At 26.1% G+C, this 17,743-nt stretch carries 16 protein-coding genes and 1 other RNA gene; 7 read left to right on the forward strand and 10 right to left on the reverse strand.

The features are described from left to right. The 3 genes from C7380_RS11935 to xth are packed head-to-tail and all read left to right on the forward strand — an operon-like array spanning position 1 to position 3,551. Positions 1-1,215, forward strand: a complete 1,215-nt coding sequence (locus C7380_RS11935) for a BaiN/RdsA family NAD(P)/FAD-dependent oxidoreductase (RefSeq protein ID WP_109606236.1) — start codon at positions 1-3, stop codon at positions 1,213-1,215. After that, positions 1,202-2,773, forward strand: coding sequence for an NAD(P)/FAD-dependent oxidoreductase (locus C7380_RS11940; protein ID WP_109606238.1), 1,572 nt, complete (start codon positions 1,202-1,204; stop codon positions 2,771-2,773). Before C7380_RS11935 ends, C7380_RS11940 begins: the two co-directional genes overlap by 14 nt. Positions 2,774-2,786: 13 nt before the next feature. Next, on the forward strand, positions 2,787-3,551 hold the full coding sequence (gene xth / locus C7380_RS11945) for an exodeoxyribonuclease III (protein ID WP_109606240.1): 765 nt from the start codon (positions 2,787-2,789) through the stop codon (positions 3,549-3,551). A gap of 6 nt (positions 3,552-3,557) precedes the next feature. Here the strand turns inward: xth and C7380_RS11950 are convergent, their stop codons facing one another. Next, the gene (locus C7380_RS11950) at positions 3,558-4,208 is read right to left on the reverse strand and encodes an HAD family hydrolase (RefSeq protein ID WP_109606242.1); all 651 of its coding nucleotides are present in this window, start codon (positions 4,206-4,208) and stop codon (positions 3,558-3,560) included. Between the two features lie 135 nt (positions 4,209-4,343). On the opposite strand from C7380_RS11950, the gene phaZ reads away from it, so the two are divergent. Beyond that, complete coding sequence (phaZ, locus tag C7380_RS11955) at positions 4,344-5,231, forward strand: intracellular short-chain-length polyhydroxyalkanoate depolymerase (RefSeq protein WP_109606244.1); 888 nt, start codon at positions 4,344-4,346, stop codon at positions 5,229-5,231. A gap of 38 nt (positions 5,232-5,269) precedes the next feature. Here phaZ and hydF read toward each other — a convergent pair whose 3' ends face one another. The 7 genes from hydF to C7380_RS11990 form a co-directional block, all read right to left on the reverse strand. Next, positions 5,270-6,457: a [FeFe] hydrogenase H-cluster maturation GTPase HydF gene (gene hydF / locus C7380_RS11960; protein ID WP_170110831.1), complete on the reverse strand. Its 1,188-nt coding sequence runs from the start codon at positions 6,455-6,457 to the stop codon at positions 5,270-5,272. Positions 6,458-6,461: 4 nt separating this feature from the next. After that, positions 6,462-7,517 (reverse strand): [FeFe] hydrogenase H-cluster radical SAM maturase HydE, encoded by a 1,056-nt coding sequence (gene hydE / locus C7380_RS11965; RefSeq protein WP_109606248.1) that lies wholly within the window; start codon positions 7,515-7,517, stop codon positions 6,462-6,464. 16 nt (positions 7,518-7,533) lie between these two features. Beyond that, entirely contained in the window at positions 7,534-8,949 is a 1,416-nt protein-coding gene (gene hydG / locus C7380_RS11970; protein ID WP_109606249.1) for a [FeFe] hydrogenase H-cluster radical SAM maturase HydG, read from the reverse strand. Between the two features lie 12 nt (positions 8,950-8,961). Continuing rightward, a complete protein-coding gene (locus C7380_RS11975) occupies positions 8,962-9,210 on the reverse strand; it encodes a TM1266 family iron-only hydrogenase system putative regulator (RefSeq protein WP_109606251.1) in 249 nt (82 codons plus the stop codon). A gap of 304 nt (positions 9,211-9,514) precedes the next feature. Beyond that, positions 9,515-9,868: a transfer-messenger RNA gene (gene ssrA, locus C7380_RS11980) on the reverse strand. A gap of 38 nt (positions 9,869-9,906) precedes the next feature. Next, complete coding sequence (locus C7380_RS11985) at positions 9,907-10,524, reverse strand: hypothetical protein (RefSeq protein WP_109606253.1); 618 nt, start codon at positions 10,522-10,524, stop codon at positions 9,907-9,909. Between the two features lie 11 nt (positions 10,525-10,535). Beyond that, on the reverse strand, positions 10,536-12,131 hold the full coding sequence (locus C7380_RS11990; RefSeq protein WP_158274903.1) for a DNA repair protein RecN: 1,596 nt from the start codon (positions 12,129-12,131) through the stop codon (positions 10,536-10,538). Positions 12,132-12,329: 198 nt separating this feature from the next. On the opposite strand from C7380_RS11990, the gene C7380_RS11995 reads away from it, so the two are divergent. Beyond that, the gene (locus tag C7380_RS11995) at positions 12,330-13,295 is read left to right on the forward strand and encodes an adenine nucleotide alpha hydrolase family protein (protein WP_109606257.1); all 966 of its coding nucleotides are present in this window, start codon (positions 12,330-12,332) and stop codon (positions 13,293-13,295) included. Positions 13,296-13,324: 29 nt separating this feature from the next. Continuing rightward, positions 13,325-13,639: a late competence development ComFB family protein gene (locus tag C7380_RS12000; RefSeq protein ID WP_109606259.1), complete on the forward strand. Its 315-nt coding sequence runs from the start codon at positions 13,325-13,327 to the stop codon at positions 13,637-13,639. Between the two features lie 2 nt (positions 13,640-13,641). Here C7380_RS12000 and C7380_RS12005 read toward each other — a convergent pair whose 3' ends face one another. Beyond that, a complete protein-coding gene (locus tag C7380_RS12005; protein WP_240597607.1) occupies positions 13,642-15,015 on the reverse strand; it encodes an MATE family efflux transporter in 1,374 nt (457 codons plus the stop codon). Between the two features lie 100 nt (positions 15,016-15,115). On the opposite strand from C7380_RS12005, the gene C7380_RS12010 reads away from it, so the two are divergent. After that, on the forward strand, positions 15,116-16,099 hold the full coding sequence (locus C7380_RS12010) for a 2-hydroxyacid dehydrogenase (RefSeq protein WP_109606263.1): 984 nt from the start codon (positions 15,116-15,118) through the stop codon (positions 16,097-16,099). 16 nt (positions 16,100-16,115) lie between these two features. Here C7380_RS12010 and lnt read toward each other — a convergent pair whose 3' ends face one another. Continuing rightward, a complete protein-coding gene (gene lnt / locus C7380_RS12015) occupies positions 16,116-17,591 on the reverse strand; it encodes an apolipoprotein N-acyltransferase (RefSeq protein WP_109606265.1) in 1,476 nt (491 codons plus the stop codon). Between the last annotated feature and the right edge of the window lie 152 nt (positions 17,592-17,743).

The following is a 17,743-nucleotide window of genomic DNA, read 5'->3' on the forward strand; positions in this document are numbered from 1 at the left end:
ATGATTGTAAATATAGTTGGTGGTGGAGCATCAGGAATTATTGCGGCAATAAATGCCGCTAAAAATGGTCATGAAGTCAATATATTTGAAAAAATGAAAAATATCGGTAAAAAAATACTTGCAACAGGTAATGGAAAGTGTAATTATACAAATAAAAAAATGGATGAAACATTTTTTTATTGTAAAAATAAAGAATTAATAAAAAATTCATTACAAATATTTGATGATAAATCAACAATATCTTTTTTTAAATCTATAGGAGTGTATCCGCGAGAAATAGATGGAAGAATATACCCTATAACTGAAAACTCCTTGTCTATAGTAAAAAGTTTAGAAAATGAATTAAATAGATTAAATATAAAAATATATACAAAAACAAAAATATTCAAAATAGATATCTTAAAAAATAAATTCATATTGAATGATAAATATGAATCTGATATTTTAATAATCGCAGCAGGCGGAAAATCTTACCCTGCATTGGGATCGGATGGTTCTATAAATTCTGAATTGATAAAACTTGGACATACGTTCAAAACACAGAGACCAGCACTTGTTCAATTGATATCTAATGATTATTTTCTACCTCAATTAAAAGGTGTTCGAGTTAAAGGTAATGCTTCATTGTTTGATCATAAAAACATAAAAATAATAGAAAAAAATGGTGAAATACTATTTACAGACTATGGATTATCTGGTATACCTTCTATGCAAATAAGTAGATTTATAAAACCAGAAAAAAATTATATAATAAAAATAGATTTGGCTCAAAATATAGATAAAGATGAAATAAATAATTATTTAATAAATCAAACAAGATTGAATCCCAATTTAAAAATAAGTGATTCTCTAATGGGAATTATACATTTTAAATTGATAAATATAATATTACAGATAAACAATATACATAATATACCTCTAAATCAATTAAAAAGATCTGATAGAAATAAAATAATTAATTCTATCAAAAATTTTAACATAAATATAAATGGTACAAAAGGTTGGAAAGAATCACAAGTGACAACTGGTGGAATAAATTTAAATGAAATAAACGAAATAAATTTTGAAAGTAAAAAAATTAAAAATCTTTATATATGTGGCGAAATATTAGATATCGATGGTGATTGTGGCGGATATAATCTTCAATGGGCTTGGACATCAGGATATATAGTGGGAAATAATATTATGAGAAGGGATAAAAATGATACAAATTAATAATCTGAGAATGGCATATAGTCATACTGAAGAAGAATTATTAAATGAAATAGAAATAAACTATGGAATCAAAAAAAATAATATAGAAAAATATATCATATTAAAAAAATCTATAGATGCCAGAAGCAAAAAAAGAATGATATTTTTTGAATACAATCTAGCTTTAAAATTAAAAAATGAAAACTCTAAAAAATATTCAAAGTATGAAGAAAAAAATTATTCAGTTCCAGAATATGGAAAAGAAAAAATTCCCAATAAACCAATAATCGTCGGCAGTGGTCCGGCTGGAATGTTTACAGGATTAATCCTTGCCGAAAATGGTTTTAATCCAATAATACTTGAAAGAGGAAAAGATATTAAAACTCGAAGCAAAGATGTTAAAAATTTTTGGAATAATGGAATATTTAATGAAAAAAGTAATGTTCAATTTGGTGAAGGTGGAGCTGGAACTTTCTCTGATGGTAAATTAACTACTTTAATAAAAGATAAGAATAGTAGAATAAAAAAAGTATTAGAGGAATTCTGTGAAGCTGGTGCACCAAAAGAAATACTGTATTTAAATAAGCCCCATATAGGTACAGATATTTTAAAAATAGTTGTAGAAAATATAAGAAACAAAATAGAAAAACTTGGTGGAAAATATTATTTTGATTCTAATGTAACAGATTTAATTATAAAAAATTCTGAAATAATGGGAGTAATAATAAACAATAATGAAAAACTATATAGTAATAATATAATATTATCAATAGGACATTCATCAAGAGATACATTTGAAATGCTTTTAAAAAATAATATAGAAATACATCAAAAACCTTTTTCAATGGGAATTAGAATTGAACATGATCAAGATTTAATAAATGAATCTCAATATGGAAAATTTAAAAATGATTCAAAATTGGGAGCTGCAGATTATAAATTATCTTATAGAACGAAACAAAATAGAGCTGTTTATACATTTTGTATGTGTCCTGGTGGATATGTAATTGCATCTCAATCTGAAAAAAATTCTATAGTAACAAATGGAATGAGTAAATATTTGAGAAATAATAAAAACTCTAATTCAGCAGTTCTTGTTAATATAAACACAGAAGATTTTAACTCAGCTCATCCATTGGCAGGTATGTTCATGCAAAGAAAAATAGAATATTCATCTTTCAATCCAAATAAACCATATTTTGCACCAGTACAATTATTAGAAGACTTCTTAAATAATAAAGTTTCAAAAAAAATAAAAAATATAGAACCTTCTTATACTCCTGGATATTATTTTAAAGATTTAAATGAAAATATTCCGAATTTTATATCAGAAAGTTTAAAAGAAGGTATAATCAATATGGGAAACAAATTGAAAGGGTTTGATTATAAATACTCTGTATTAACTGGTTTTGAAACGAGAAGCTCATCTCCTATAACTATAATTAGAAATAAAAATTTAGAATCTTTAAAAGGTCTTTATCCTGCTGGCGAAGGAGCAGGATATGCGGGTGGCATAACTTCTTCCGCTGTTGATGGTATAAGAGTAGCTGAAGAAATTATTAAAAAATACAAACCATAAGAGAGGTGTTTTTATGAAACTGATATCTTGGAATGTAAATGGTATTAGAGCTATATATAAAAAAAATTTATTGGACTTTATTAAAAAATATGAGCCAGATATTTTATCCATACAAGAAATAAAAGCTATGGAAGATCAATTACCAAAAAAACTCATAAATTTTGGTGATTACAAAAAATATTTTTTCTCTGCCGAAAGGAAAGGATATAGTGGAGTATCAACTTTTACAAAAAAAGAACCTAAAAATATAAAATTTGGAATGGATAATAAAATATTTGATTCTGAAGGAAGAACTTTAATAACAGAATTTGACAATTTTTCATTATTCAATATATACTTTCCAAATGGAAAAGCAAATGATGAAAGACTGAAATATAAAATGGATTTTTATTATTATTTGTTAGATTATTTAGAAGAATATAAAAAAACTCAACCAAATATAATAATATGTGGAGATGTAAATACCGCACATAAAGAAATAGATTTAGCAAGGCCCAAAGAAAATAGTAACACTTCAGGGTTTCTTATAGAAGAAAGAGAATGGATAGATAAACTTTTAGAAAGTGGTTTTTTAGATGCTTTTAGAGTTTTTAATAAAAAAGAAGATCAATACTCTTGGTGGGATTATAAAACAAAAGCAAGAGAAAGAAATGTTGGTTGGAGAATAGATTATTTTTTTATAAGCGAAACTATAAAAAATAATCTAAAAAACGCTTATCATTTAGATGAAATAATGGGATCAGATCATTGTCCAATTGGTATCGAAATAGAGATATAGTATTTACTATATCTCTATTATATCCCAACTATTTTTTTCACTATATTTTTTTAATTTTTTATCTGGCGAAACACATATAGGATTTCCTACTATCTTTAAAAAAGGTAAATCTGAAATAGAATCCGAATAAAAAAAAGCCTTTTCAAGATCTACATGATTTTTATCCATATACTCTTTAACACGTCTTACCTTCTCTTCTCCATAACAGCTAGTTTCTTCAACGCCTATAAATCTATCTTCTTCATAGATCAATCGAGTGCAAATTTTTTCATGTAAATTAAAATATTCAAAAACTGGATGACAAACATTTTCAGGAGATGCCGAAAGTAAGATTAATTTAGCCCCTCTTTCTCTATGTTTTTCAACTTCTAAAATCATACTTTTTCTTATAAAATTAATGCCATATTCTTTAAACCATTTATCAGTCCTATCATAAACTTTTTTCTTACTTTCTCCCACAAAATCATTGGACAGTTTAGAAGTTATGTCCTCGAGTTCATATATTCCAAGATAATAAAAAATAGGCATATATAAAAGTTTAGTATATTCCTTAAATTTTATTTGTCCAGTTTTTAATAAATACTTAAAGTATAAAGGACCACTATTCTTAGTTAACAAAGTTTTATCCATATCAAAAAAAACAGTATATTTAAACATAATCCACCCCTATTTTAGAACTATATATAATTTTACCATATATGAATTATAACTTTAAATTAATTTTTTGTTATATTTATGGTAAAATAATAATGAGAGGTAATTCATTTTTTAATTGATGAGGAGGGAAAATATATGCAAATAGTTTTAAAAGAAATAGAACTTTTAAATGGAGAGATTTATGGTTATAGATATAAAAAAGGGGGAGAAAAAACTTTAATTTTAGTTCATGGAAATATGACTTCATCAAAACATTGGGATATATTAATGGAAAACTTATCGGATGAATTTACAATTTATGCAGTAGATTTAAGAGGATTTGGAATCTCTTCATACAAAAATCCTATAAATTCTTTAGAAGATTTTTCAAAAGATTTAAAATTATTTTGTGATAGTTTGAATTTAAAAAATTTCTATCTAATGGGTTGGTCAACTGGTGGTGGAATAGTTATGGATTTTACAGCAGACAACCCAGAATATGTAAAAAAATTAATTTTAATGGAATCAGTTGGAACAAGAGGTTATCCTATTTTCAAAAAAGATTCTAATGGTTCACCAACTTCAGAACTTATAAAAACAAAAGAAGAAATAGCAAAAGATCCTATTCAAGTAATTCCAATTTTAAAAGCCTATGAAGAAAAAAATAGAGAAATGTTAAAAACAATATGGAATATGTCAATATATACTCATAATAAACCTTCAGAAAAAAAATATGAAGAATATATAGATGATATGTTGAATCAAAGAAATTTAGTAGATGTAGATTTTGCACTTGCTATATTTAATATATCTGAAGAAAGCAATGGAATAATTTCTGGAAATGCAAAAGCAAAAAAAATAAAATGTCCAGTTTTAATTCTTTGGGGAAAAAATGATATAGTTGTTCCAGAAAAAATGGCTTTAGATATAAAAAATGATATTGGAGAAAATGCAAAATTACACTATTTAGAAGATTGTGGACATTCTCCTATAATTGATAATATCAATTTATTAAAAAATACCGTAGAAGAATTTTTAAAATAATTTATTAAAACGAAGACAAAATTTGTCTTCGTTTTAAATTAAAGCAAATCTGGAATCATAACCCTTTCTAAAACACCATTCAAATAAGATATTATAACTCCATAATTATAAATTGGAATATTCAATCTTTTTATATGTACAAGTCTTCTCATCATTATTGTTCTTGTTAATGTACAACCTCCACAATGAATAATAATCTTTGTATTCAATAAATCTTCTTCATCTGGAAACTCTTTCCCTGCAATAAACTTAAAATTTAACTCTTTCCCAGTATATTTTTTCAGCCAATTTGGTATTTTTACTCTCCCTATATCTTCACTCATAGGTCTATGTGCACAGCCTTCCATTATAAGAATCGAATCTCCATCATTAAGATTTTCTATTTCTTCTATATTTTCAGACAATAATCTTAAATCACCTTTATGTCTTGCCTCAAGAATAGAAAATGTGGTTAATTTGATATCTTCAGGAATCAATTGCGATACTTTTTTTATAGCTTGAGAATCAGTTATAACCAAGTCTGGTTTTTTACTAAGTAACTTTAAGACATTAGGAATACCTTCTATTGAAGTTTCTACTGGAAAAGCTTTTTTATCTAAAATTTCTCTTATTGCATTAACTTGAGGCATTATCAATCTACCCTTTGGGGCTCCAGTATCTATTGGAATTATCAATAAAACAATATCATTTTCTTTTATGAATTCTGGAATCATTGGAATTGATCTTTCTTCAGGTTTCATAGAAACTATTTTATTTTTTAATTCTTCAATTCCAATATTCTTTTTTGCTGAAATACTAACAAAATTCTTTTTATACTTTTTACTATAATACTCAATAATATCACTTTTAAACATATCTATCTTATTTAAAACTATTAAAAAAGGTATAGCATTTTTTTCAAATATTTTTAAAATATTTGAAAAATAAACATCGGGGTAATCATCAACAACCAAAAGTCCAATATCTGATTTCATAAAGGCATGATGAGCTTTTTGTACTCTTTTATTTCCTAAATTCCCCACATCATCTATACCCGGAGTATCTATAATAGTAACGGGACCAATCGGATGTAATTCCATCGTTTTATAAACAGGGTCAGTAGTAGTACCAGGATAATCTGAAACAAGAGCAATATCTTGATTCAATAAAGAATTTATAATCGAAGACTTTCCAACATTTCTTTTACCAGAAATAACTATATTGAGTCTGTATCCACCTAAAGACATAATATCACCTACTCAAAGCTTTCATCGTTATAGGAGAAACTTTAAGATTTCTTTTTTTTAACTCCTTTAAAGTTTCAAAAAAATCTATTTTAGCTTTATTATCATATATATTATAATTTTTTCTATATATATCGGGTGTTATATTAACCATAACTACATTACAAAAATACTTTAAAGATTCATAATGAGAATTATAATTTAATGTTCCTAAAGCAGTAGTTGCTGGCATTTGAGCTTTTGGAACAGTTAATCTTGCAGCACAACAAGCATTCATCGTTTTTACAACAGAACCATTTTTCATATTCTCAAAAGGTGTATTTTTAGAAGCTATTAATGGTCCTATTCCTATCATTCTAACATTTTCATCTCTCATAAAAATAATATCATCAGCCATATCATCATCTGTTTGATTTGGAAGACCTACTATAAATCCTGATCCTGTTACATAACCTATTGAATCAGTATATTTTAATATATTTACTCTGTTATAATAATTTTTATCTGGATGAATATCATCAAATAATTCTTTATTTATACTTTCATGTTTTATTAAAGTTCTTATAGCTCCAGATTTTTTAAATTTCAAATAAGACTCCAAAGATCTTTCGCCTATAGATATAGAAACTGGAAGTTTTGTTTTTTCTCTTATAATTTTTATTATACTCATCAAATCTTCATCTTTAAAAAAATTATCTTCTCCACTTTGAAGAACTATTGTATCTAAACCCCATTTTTTTGCTTTCAATGCAGAATTTATTATTTCCTCATTACTCATCCTGTACCTATTTATATTCAAATTATCTCTTCTTATACCACAATAGTCACAATTTTTAGAACAATAATTACTAAACTCTATAAGAGCTTTAATTGATACATAATCAACAGTAAAAAAATTTTTAACTCTCTTAGCTACTTCATACATTAAATACCTTTCTTTACCATTCAAAGAAAGTATATATTTTATATGTTCTTTTTCAATTGTCATATTATTGGAAAAAAAATCTAAGATTTCTTTTCCTTTTAAATCAAATTGTTGATATAAATCATTAAATATTTCCATAAAATCTCCTTTAAAATTAAAAATATAGATCTCTTTGATCTGTTGATTTAATTTTTTCAAGATTTGATAAAAGTTTTTCTTTCATATTTATATCTTTAATACCTTTCAGTTCATTATTTATAACCTTTAAACAAGAATTTTTAGTTTCATCAGAAGCATAATCAACAACATACTCCATTAAAGTACTTATAGCATTTGGTGTACAAAAACGTTTAACAAAACCCGGAATTGCGAATTCCATAAAATGTTCACCTGTTCTACCCAATCTATAACATCCAGTACAAAAAGAAGGTAAAAAATTATTATCTGTAAGTTGTTTTATAACTTCATCTAAAGATCTTTGATCACCGAGAACAAATTGAGATTTTTTATATGATTCTTTATCTTGTGTTGAATAAGCTCCAACCCCTATATTTGAACCTGCATCTATTTGAGAAACACCAAATTCCATAAGATCATTTCTAATACTTATAGGTTCTCTAGCTGTTAATATCAATCCTGTATAAGGCACGGCAAGTCTTAATATAGCAACTAATTTTTTAAATTTTTTGTCATCAACTATATATGGAGGTCTTTCAGAAACAGGTGTATTTAAAGCAGGTTCTATTCTCGGAAAAGAAATGGTATGAGGGCCTACATTAAACCTTTCTTCAAAATGAATGGCATGGGATAAAAGGCCCATCATTTCATATTTCCAATCATACATTCCAAATAAAGCTCCTATTCCAACATCATCTATTCCAGCACCAAAAGCCCTATCCAAAGAATATAATCTCCATCTATAACTAGATTTTGGACCTCTTGGATGTATCTTTTTAAAAGTTTTTTCATGATATGTTTCTTGAAAAACTTGAAAAGTTCCTATTCCTGCATCATGAATTATTTTAAACCCTTCAATAGTCTGAGGTGCAGCATTTATATTAACTCTTCTTATATTACCATGACCACTTTTGACAGAATAAACTGCTTCAACGGTTTTTGCAATAAATTTAGCATCATACATCGGATGTTCTCCATAAACTAATATAAGTCTTTTATGACCTCTGTCTATTAAAGCTTTAGTTTCTTGTTTAACTTCATCAATACTTAAAGAATTTCTAAATATTTCTTTATTAGAAACTCTAAATCCACAATACTCACAATCATTTATACATTCATTTCCTATATACATAGGTGCAAACAAAACAATTCTGTTACCATAAACTTTTTCTTTTAATTTCTTTGCTCCATCAAATATCATATTTTCAAGTCTTTCATCTTCACAATTTAAAAGATATGACATTTCTTCAAGATTCAATCTATTTTTATCCAAAGATTTTTGAATGATATCTTCAACTCTTTTTGGATCTGGATTAATATTTTCTTGAAGTAATGTACTTATTTTCTCATCATCAATAAATGTTTTAGTTTTTGAATCCTTAATATAAAACATTTTAATACCCCCTTAGTATTTTAAAATATGTGATTTTACTTTAACCCCTGATACTTGCCCCAATTTACCATTTAAAGCACCTATTAAATCTGTATTAGATTTAAAGATTATAAATATAATGGCGATATTTTCTTTTTTCATCGGATACCCGACTCTTAAAAGAATATTATCGCCAAAATCATGAAGTATTTTATTTACTTTTTCAAAAGATTCTTCTCTGTTTGTAATCGCAATTGAAATCATAGCTATTTTTTCTTCCATAAAAAAAGCCCTCCCTTTGATATTTTTTTCTCAAAGGAAGGAGGATACAATATATGGCAAGTAAACCTGATAAGTTTTATTTTTGATCAGTATTGTCATAAAATTCCCTCTTCCTTTGATGTCAGAATTATGTCCTTCACCTCAGGAAAAATATTAACTTGTTCTATTTTTAACAATGTTATTATAACAAAAAAACATTAATTAAAAGTTACTCATTATCATATATTTGGTTTTATTTTATTAATAACATGTTTATAATACTACAAAAAATAAAAAAAGAGAGTTTATCCTCTCTTTTTATAAATGGTGGAGACGGCGGGAATCGAACCCGCGTCCGAACATAAGCCGCACCGACTTCTCCGAGCGCAGTTCATGTTTAAGATTTCAGATTAATATCTTTCATGAACAAAAAATAAAAATCCTATCATTGTAAAATTTCCATAAATACTCCAATGAGAAAGTATAAATGTAAGAGTCCTTTTAATGACACCCAACTAATTCATGAGACTCGGCATCAAAAAGTGGGCGAGCTGCGCTTAGGCAGCTAAAGCGTAATTTTCTTCTGCGTTTATATTTATGTGTTCGCTTTTTAACGAGGTTGCGAAACCTCGACTCGCTTCTCGGAACGGCCTATACCCGTCGAAGCCTTTTCGTCCCCATACGCTTTATTCATTATATCATATATTGTTAAAGATTTCAAGATTTTTGAAGTTGCCAACTGATCTTTTCAGATATTTCTGGTTCAATCTCTCTTAAATATGGAACGAGTTCAAAATCAGATAATAATACTTTTACAAGAGAATCTAAGACAAGAGCTCTTATAGAATTGGAGTTTGTATTTTTATATTTTGAGATTAAATTATTTACAACTCTTTTTGATGGCATGTTGGTCATAGCCATTATACTGATTTCTTCAAGTTCACCTCCATCATCTATATAAGTTTCAATATACTCAAGATATTTTTCATCTTTAGTTAATTTTAAAAGATTTTCATATATTATAGGAAAAGCTCTTTCATCAGAAAAACTATTGATCATTCTTTCTAAATAAGGTATTATTTCTTTACATTCAAAATCTGCAAGTATTTCAGCTAAATATAACAAAGAGATATCATCATCTTCATTTAAATCAAATCTATTTTTAAATTCTTCAAATAAATAGTCTTTACCATCTGCTGCTCCCATTATTTCTAAAATATCTCTTGCCAATTCTCTTGTTTCTACATCTTCTTCACTCAAAAGATCTACTATTTTAGGAATGGCTGAAACACCTTTTTCTTCTATTATTTTTTGTATTAATTCTTCTCTATCCATAAAATCACTCCTTACAAAACTATATCTCCATACATATCTTTTATTTCTTTATCCCTTTCATCTGAATTTAATCTTATTATAGATGAATAAGTTTTAGCATTTTTTTCAATTTTTAATATTTTAAAATGTCTATTTGCATCATTTGCAACTTGTGGCATATGAGTAATAACTATTACTTGTTTATTTTTTGAAAGCTCTTCCAACTTTTCACCTACCACATCTGCCATTCTTGGACCAACGCCAGAATCTATTTCATCAAACAACATAGTATCTATTGAATGATCATTTCCAAAAACTGTTTCCATAGCTAAAAGAATTCTTGACATCTCACCACCAGATGCAATTTCCGAAAGATTTAAAAATGGACTTTGAGGTGTTGTTTTTAATAAAAGAATAGCTTTATGTGCACTCGTATTATCTGGTTCTTTATCAGAAAATCTAAAATCTATACTCGCATTTTTCATATTTAAATCATATAGATTTTTCTCTATGGATTTTTTCAAACTATTTAAATAATCAATACTTTTTTTTATAATATTATTAGATTCTTGCTTTAATTTCTTTTTTAATTCTTTAAGCTTTGGTTCTATTAAGTCTATTTCATCTTTTAGTTCTGAAAGATATTCATATTCTTTTTTCATATTTTCAAGTTTTAAGATAACATCTTCAAGAGAAGGTCCATATTTCCTCTTTAAATTTATTATTTCATTAAGTCTATCTCCAACTTGTTGCAATTCATTTGGATCTACATTTAAATCTTCAAGCTTATACTCGAGATTACCATGTAAATCATTTAAAAGTTCTTGAATATTGAGAGCTTGTTCATAATATTCTTTAAATCCAAAATCCGATATCTTAGAGAGATTATAAACAACATTCCCGATAGCAATATCGAGATTAAATTCTTCATTATCCTTCAAAATATTTAAATCTTCATAAAGATTCTTTCTTATTTCTTCTACATTATTTAAAGCTTTATATCTATCATTCAATTCATCATCTTCACCAATAACTGGATTTAATCTCTCTATTTCTTCAATTTGATAATTCAAAATATCGAGCTTTCTAAAAATTTCTGACGGATCTGATGGAATATGTTCAAATTTACTCTTCAAACTACTGTATTCTTTAAAATAGTCATCATAATGAGAAAAAAGCTCTGGTTTTTTATCTCTAAGTAAAGAATATATCAATTTACTTTGATAGGATTCATCCCTCAACAATATATTTGAATCTTGAGAATGAACTTCTATTAAATGTTTTCCTATTTTTTGAATTAATTCTTTTGGAACTATTGTACCATTTATCCTAAAAAAAGCTCTTTTAGAAGTAAATGTTGAAGAAATTACAAGCTCTTCTGAATCTAAGTTGAAATCATCTTTAATTAAATCTCTTATTTCATCATCAACTATAAAAAAAGCCGAAATATTCCCTTCATCTGTTCTAAGATTCTGTGGTATATTTCCAGTCAAAAATGCATTTATAGCAGAAATAAACATGGACTTACCAGCACCAGATTCACCAGTTATAACATTCAGTTTTTCATGAAAGTCTACATTGGCATCTTTAAAAAGCCCAAAATTTTTAAGAGATAATGATACTATCAAAGAATTCACCAACCTTTATAGTTATACAATTCTATTATTTTTATACCAATATTATAGCATAATAAGAAAAAATTTTTACCTGATATAATAAACTGTTAATATGGTTTATTATAAAATATAAGTAAATTTAATATTTATTATGTACAAATATAAAGGTATAGATAAATAATACGATATATAAGATAAGAGAGGTAAAAAATGAATATAATTAATAAAATAGAAGAAATAAAAAACGAATATAAACTCTACGCTGAAGATAAAAAAATATATATAGCCTTTTCTGGTGGATTAGACAGCACTGTAGCCGCTCTAATAGCCAGAGATACTTTTGATAATTCAAAAATAACTTTAATAAATGTATGTTTTGGAGCTTATTCTTATTCAAAAGGATTAGAAGCAGTTTTAAGTCTCGCAAATCAAATGAATTTAAGATTATTTTTCACTCAAGGTGAAAAAGAGCAAGAAAATTTAATGTATCACGGACCAAATTGTAATCAATGTACAAAAAATATAAAACTTGGAAAAGTTAAAGAATTCGTATATAAAGGTTTAGTAGTTGTTGGATCAAATCAATCAGACTCCTGGGGAAAACTTGGTATAAAATATAATGATGGAATTTATTCACCACTATTAAATTTAAACAAAAAAGAAATAAATGAAATTTTAAATTTTTATGGATTTAAAATTCCCAAAATAGGCGAAAGTAATTTTAGAGAAGGTTGTAAATTCAAACATTTATTAAAAATGGCTGTTAATAATAAATTTCATTCAAGAGCAGATGTAATTGCAAATGAAGTACTTCATGATATATTGGATTTTTATAATTATGAAAGAACTCTTGGAAATGTAAAGATAATAGGTCCTTTATCAAAAAATATTGCTCTCATAAATGTAAAACCAATACCAGAAAACTCAATAAAAAAAATAATAATAGAAAAAATTTCTCAAGAAGAAACTATAGATGAAGTCGTTTTTGTTGATAAACCTTTAAAATTAAAAGTCGCTGCTAATCCTGGTATAATTAATAATGAAAATTCTAAATATTGGATAGAAAATGGAAGATTGGCACCTGAATTTGCAATGCCAATTGAAGTAGATTGGAATACCAAATCAAATAATAATAAATTGTGGACTTTTTCTGTTGTAGATTATCAATTTCTATAAGATTCGTATGAACTTTAAAGGGGGATTCTATGATAAAAAACATTATGGAAGATATTGTGGGGGAATGTTTAACTGAAATACTCAAAGACACAAATATAAAAGTTTGTAAATGTCAAAAATGTATTAGTGACATAATGGCATTAACTTTAAATCATGTAAAACCAAAATATGTTTCTACCAAAAAAGGGGAAATATATACAAGAGTCGAACTACAAAATAGTCAATTAAAAGTAGATTTAATGGATACTATAATAAAATCAATATTAATAGTTGCAAGAAATCCAAGACATAATCAAAAAATAGATAAAATTCAAAAAATAGACAAAATAGAAAAAATAGATTAGTTTTAATCTATTTTTTCATATTTTTCTACAACTCTTATTTTCCAATTTCCAAATTTTAAAAATAAATATGCGAGAACCATTGCCGAAATATTACTTATTATCATAGCAATAAAAATACCTTTAAATCCATATATATCTGCCATAAAAACAACTAAAGGAATTCTTATCACCCAAAGTCTTATCATATCAACTGTCGTTGATTGTACTGTATGACCAGTTCCCCTTAAAGCCCCCATAAATATAGACATAGTAGCAAAAAAAGGTAAAGAGAATGAAACCATTTTAAAAAATACCTTTCCCATCTCAATAACTTCAGGATCATTTATAAAAAACCTTGTAACATATTGACCAAAGAAAAATAATAAAAAAGAAATACTCAAAATTATAGAAAATGTTATAAAAGCTGCTTTTTTAACAGTTTCTTCAGCTTTTTCAGGCTCATCTGCCCCTATAAATTGTCCACACATAGAAGCTGTTGCGAGTTCCATACCAATAGCAAACATAACAACCATTGAATTTATTCTATTTCCCACACCATAAGCACTGACAACAACAGTCCCAAAACTTGAAACAACACCCATTATTATAGTAAAACCTATTGAAGTAATTGACTGGCCAATAGAAGCAGGAAATCCTATTTGTAAAACCTTTTTGATGAGTCTAAAATCAGGTTTAAAATATTTAATATCAATTTTAAATCCATATGTTCCTTTTATCAATGTAAACATAAAATAACATGCTATTATACTCCTCGCCAAAAAAGTTGCTAAAGCTGCTCCAAGAACACCAAAATCAAAATAAAAAATAAAAATAGGGTCTAAAATAATATTAATAATAACGGATAAAAATGTAAATTTTAACGCTATAAAAGAATTTCCCCAGCCTCTATATATTCCAGCAGAAAGCTCCATTAAAAACATGAAAGGCATGGCTAGAACTATAATATTCATATACTGTACGCTTAAATCAAAAACTTCTTGAGATACTTTCATAATACTTATAATATTTGGAGAGAATAATAAAACTATAAACATTATTACAATTGAAAGAACAACTATAGTTACTATAGTATTTGCAGCAGATTTTTCAGCCATAGTTTTATCTTTCATTCCAGTATATTGCGAAACCATAGAAGAGCCAGCATGAGAAAAACCGGAAGCCAATGAAATAAATATAAAAATTATGGGCCATGTGATAGTTGGAACAGAAAACTCTATTTTTCCAAGTTTTCCTAAAAAGAAAGCATCCGTTATATTATAAATCGTTTGTAATATATTAGTTAATATTATTGGCCAAGCAAGCTTAAATAAAACACTTTTTATACTACCTTCAAAAATATTAATTTTTTGATTTCTTTGTTGAATAATAGTAATCACTCCCAAAAACAGTTTGTTTACCTAACTATTATATCATATTAATCCTAAAAATAAATAATATATGTATAATATAAAAAACAAAATAATTAGGAGGGGAAAAATGAAATTTTTATTTGATCATATTTTAACAGACTATTGGAAAGTAAAAATAGAAGAAATTTCAAATGAATTTAAAAATTTTAATGTAATTAAAAAAGATCCTAATATTCCTTTAAAAGAACAATTAGAAGATATAGATTGTTTAATAGGTGGCTCTATAAAGAAAGAAGATTTAATAAAAGCAAAAAATTTAAAAGCTATTTTTGTACCTTTTTCTGGAGTAAACACTTTACCCCTAGAAGATTTAAAAAAATCAAATATAATAGTATCTAATTCTAAAGGTAATGGAAAAGTAGTTGCTGAAAGGGCCGTAAGTCTTTTAATGTCATTAACAGGTAAAATAATTGAATATGATGAAGATCTTAGAAAAAATATATGGCATGGTTTTGCAGCTGGTGAAAACCCAGAGTCTTCTTGGGAAAGTATTATAGAAAAAAAAGTAGGAATATTAGGTGTTGGAAGCATAGGAAAAAATATAGCCAAATATTTAAAACCTTATGATTGTAAAATAATTGGGTATAAAAAAAATATAGTAGGTCAATCAAAAGATTATGATGAATATTTTGATATTATAACTAATAACTTTGATTATACAATAAAAAATTCAGATATAATATTCATATCTCTTCCATTAACTGACTCTACAAGAGATTTAATAAATAAAGATAATATAATAAAATTCAAAAACAAAATCATCATAAATGTTGGAAGAGGGCCTATAATATCTCAAGAAGCTTTATATATTGGATTAAAAGAAAATATATTAAAAGGAGCCTGCATAGATGTTTGGTACAATTACCCTGAAAAAAACTCCAATCAATGTATGCCTTTAGATTATCCTATAAATGAATTCAAAAACATCATATTATCTCCGCATGTTGGTGGATTTAATGAAAAAGCTTTGAAATTGAGTATAGACTGGTGTGTTGAAAATATAAAAGCTTATTTAAATACTGGTAAGCCTAAAAACATAGTAAAAATATAAAGGGGAAAATTCCCCTTTATATTATAGCAAATAATAAAGCCAATATAAATAAAATTATTTTTAAAATATTTCTTATTTTTATATAAATAGTTATATCATCATTTTTAAATACTTCAAAATTATCCATTTTTTCTTCATGTGGTTTATAAAGATCTGTTATTCTTCCGTATTTATCAACTTTACCTGTTAACCCCGTATTAGAAACTTGCAAAAATTCTTTTCTATTTTCAACAGCTCTGAATATAATTTGAGAAAAATGTTGTTTTAATGCCGTATTATTATCAAACCAACCATCATTTGTTATAGAAAGTAAGAATTGAGCACCATTTTTTGTGAGTTCATTTGAAACCTCAGGAAAATAAGTCTCAAAACAAATCTGTGTACCTATTTTGGTATTTGACACATCAAAAACATTATATTCCTTACCAGTCTCATAATACCTAATTAAATTAAAAGCATTAAAATTATCAAAAATAAACTTATATGGCAAAAATTCCGCAAAAGGAACGAGTTTTACTTTATCATAATAATCTGATATATTGCCCTCACTATCGTATAACCATGCTGTATTATAATTTTTATCTAAGCTCATTCTTGGATATCCCATAATAACTGGTTTATTTACAGAACTTATATTTACTTTGAGAGCTAAATTTATTTCAGTATCTCTTATATCTTCTAAAAATGCCGATTCTGGTAAAATAACCAAATCTGTATCAAACTCTTGTGTTTCTTTTAAAATATCAGAAAACATCATATAACTATTCCATTTATTAGAATTATATTTTATATTTTGAGGAACATTCATTTGAATAGCCGTGACTTTAAAAGAATCCTCATCATTAAACATTGGTAAAAATCTTTCAATTGAAAAATTAACTACATAAATCATACTCAAAATAATTGGAATTTTTATGATCCAATTTCTTGATTTATCAAAAGCAATTAAAGAGTTTATAAAAACTATTATAAAACTTATACCAAGATACCCAAATATTGAAGCGATTTGTAAAATCCCTATATGATCATAAAGAGCATATCCCAAAGAACCACCAGTAAAAGCAAAATCTCCAATAGTTTTTAACCCCTCAGCTGCAGTATATGCAAAAGAATAAAATAGAACGAGTGACCAATAGTTTTCTTTTCTATATTTTCTATTATGATACATCTCTGAAAGAAGCCAAATCAATAAATAAGGTAAAACAAGTAATAAAATCATACCTATAAATCCTATAAAACCAATAAAAGAACTATACCCATTTAAAACTTGAGGTATATTCTTTGTTAAAACTGGAATTTGCCACCAAAAAGTGGTAAAAAGCATTGAAAAAGAATATATTATGGTATGAAGAAATCTTTCATAAGTTTTTTTTGAATCGGCCATATTTTTTAAATAAAAAATTAAAGAAAAAAACACTAAAAAAGAAAATAGATTTCCAGGCATAGATAATCCTGTTAATATACCTGATAATAATGAAAGTAAATAAGACATTTTTTCCTCCTCCCTCTATAAAATACGCTTAAGTGAATATTTCATGATAATTCATAAAAATTAAAAAAAACAAAAAAATATAAAAGATAATAAATAATGAAAGAAATTTTATTTATTAAAAAATTAATAAACATAAAATATGGTAGTAGTTA

Origin of the sequence: Oceanotoga teriensis (assembly GCF_003148465.1) — a bacterium.
In the GTDB taxonomy this organism is placed as follows: domain Bacteria; phylum Thermotogota; class Thermotogae; order Petrotogales; family Petrotogaceae; genus Oceanotoga; species Oceanotoga teriensis.

Bases quoted from the DNA above. Each gene is read 5' to 3' on its own strand.
- C7380_RS11935 (WP_109606236.1), top strand. From the start codon at position 1: ATGATTGTAAATATAGTTGGTGGTGGAGCATCAGGAATTATTGCGGCA.
- C7380_RS11940 (WP_109606238.1), top strand. From the start codon at position 1,202: ATGATACAAATTAATAATCTGAGAATGGCATATAGTCATACTGAAGAA.
- xth (WP_109606240.1), top strand. From the start codon at position 2,787: ATGAAACTGATATCTTGGAATGTAAATGGTATTAGAGCTATATATAAA.
- C7380_RS11950 (WP_109606242.1), bottom strand. From the start codon at position 4,208: ATGTTTAAATATACTGTTTTTTTTGATATGGATAAAACTTTGTTAACT.
- phaZ (WP_109606244.1), top strand. From the start codon at position 4,344: ATGCAAATAGTTTTAAAAGAAATAGAACTTTTAAATGGAGAGATTTAT.
- hydF (WP_170110831.1), bottom strand. From the start codon at position 6,457: ATGTCTTTAGGTGGATACAGACTCAATATAGTTATTTCTGGTAAAAGA.
- hydE (WP_109606248.1), bottom strand. From the start codon at position 7,517: ATGGAAATATTTAATGATTTATATCAACAATTTGATTTAAAAGGAAAA.
- hydG (WP_109606249.1), bottom strand. From the start codon at position 8,949: ATGTTTTATATTAAGGATTCAAAAACTAAAACATTTATTGATGATGAG.
- C7380_RS11975 (WP_109606251.1), bottom strand. From the start codon at position 9,210: ATGGAAGAAAAAATAGCTATGATTTCAATTGCGATTACAAACAGAGAA.
- C7380_RS11985 (WP_109606253.1), bottom strand. From the start codon at position 10,524: ATGGATAGAGAAGAATTAATACAAAAAATAATAGAAGAAAAAGGTGTT.
- C7380_RS11995 (WP_109606257.1), top strand. From the start codon at position 12,330: ATGAATATAATTAATAAAATAGAAGAAATAAAAAACGAATATAAACTC.
- C7380_RS12000 (WP_109606259.1), top strand. From the start codon at position 13,325: ATGATAAAAAACATTATGGAAGATATTGTGGGGGAATGTTTAACTGAA.
- C7380_RS12010 (WP_109606263.1), top strand. From the start codon at position 15,116: ATGAAATTTTTATTTGATCATATTTTAACAGACTATTGGAAAGTAAAA.
- lnt (WP_109606265.1), bottom strand. From the start codon at position 17,591: ATGTCTTATTTACTTTCATTATTATCAGGTATATTAACAGGATTATCT.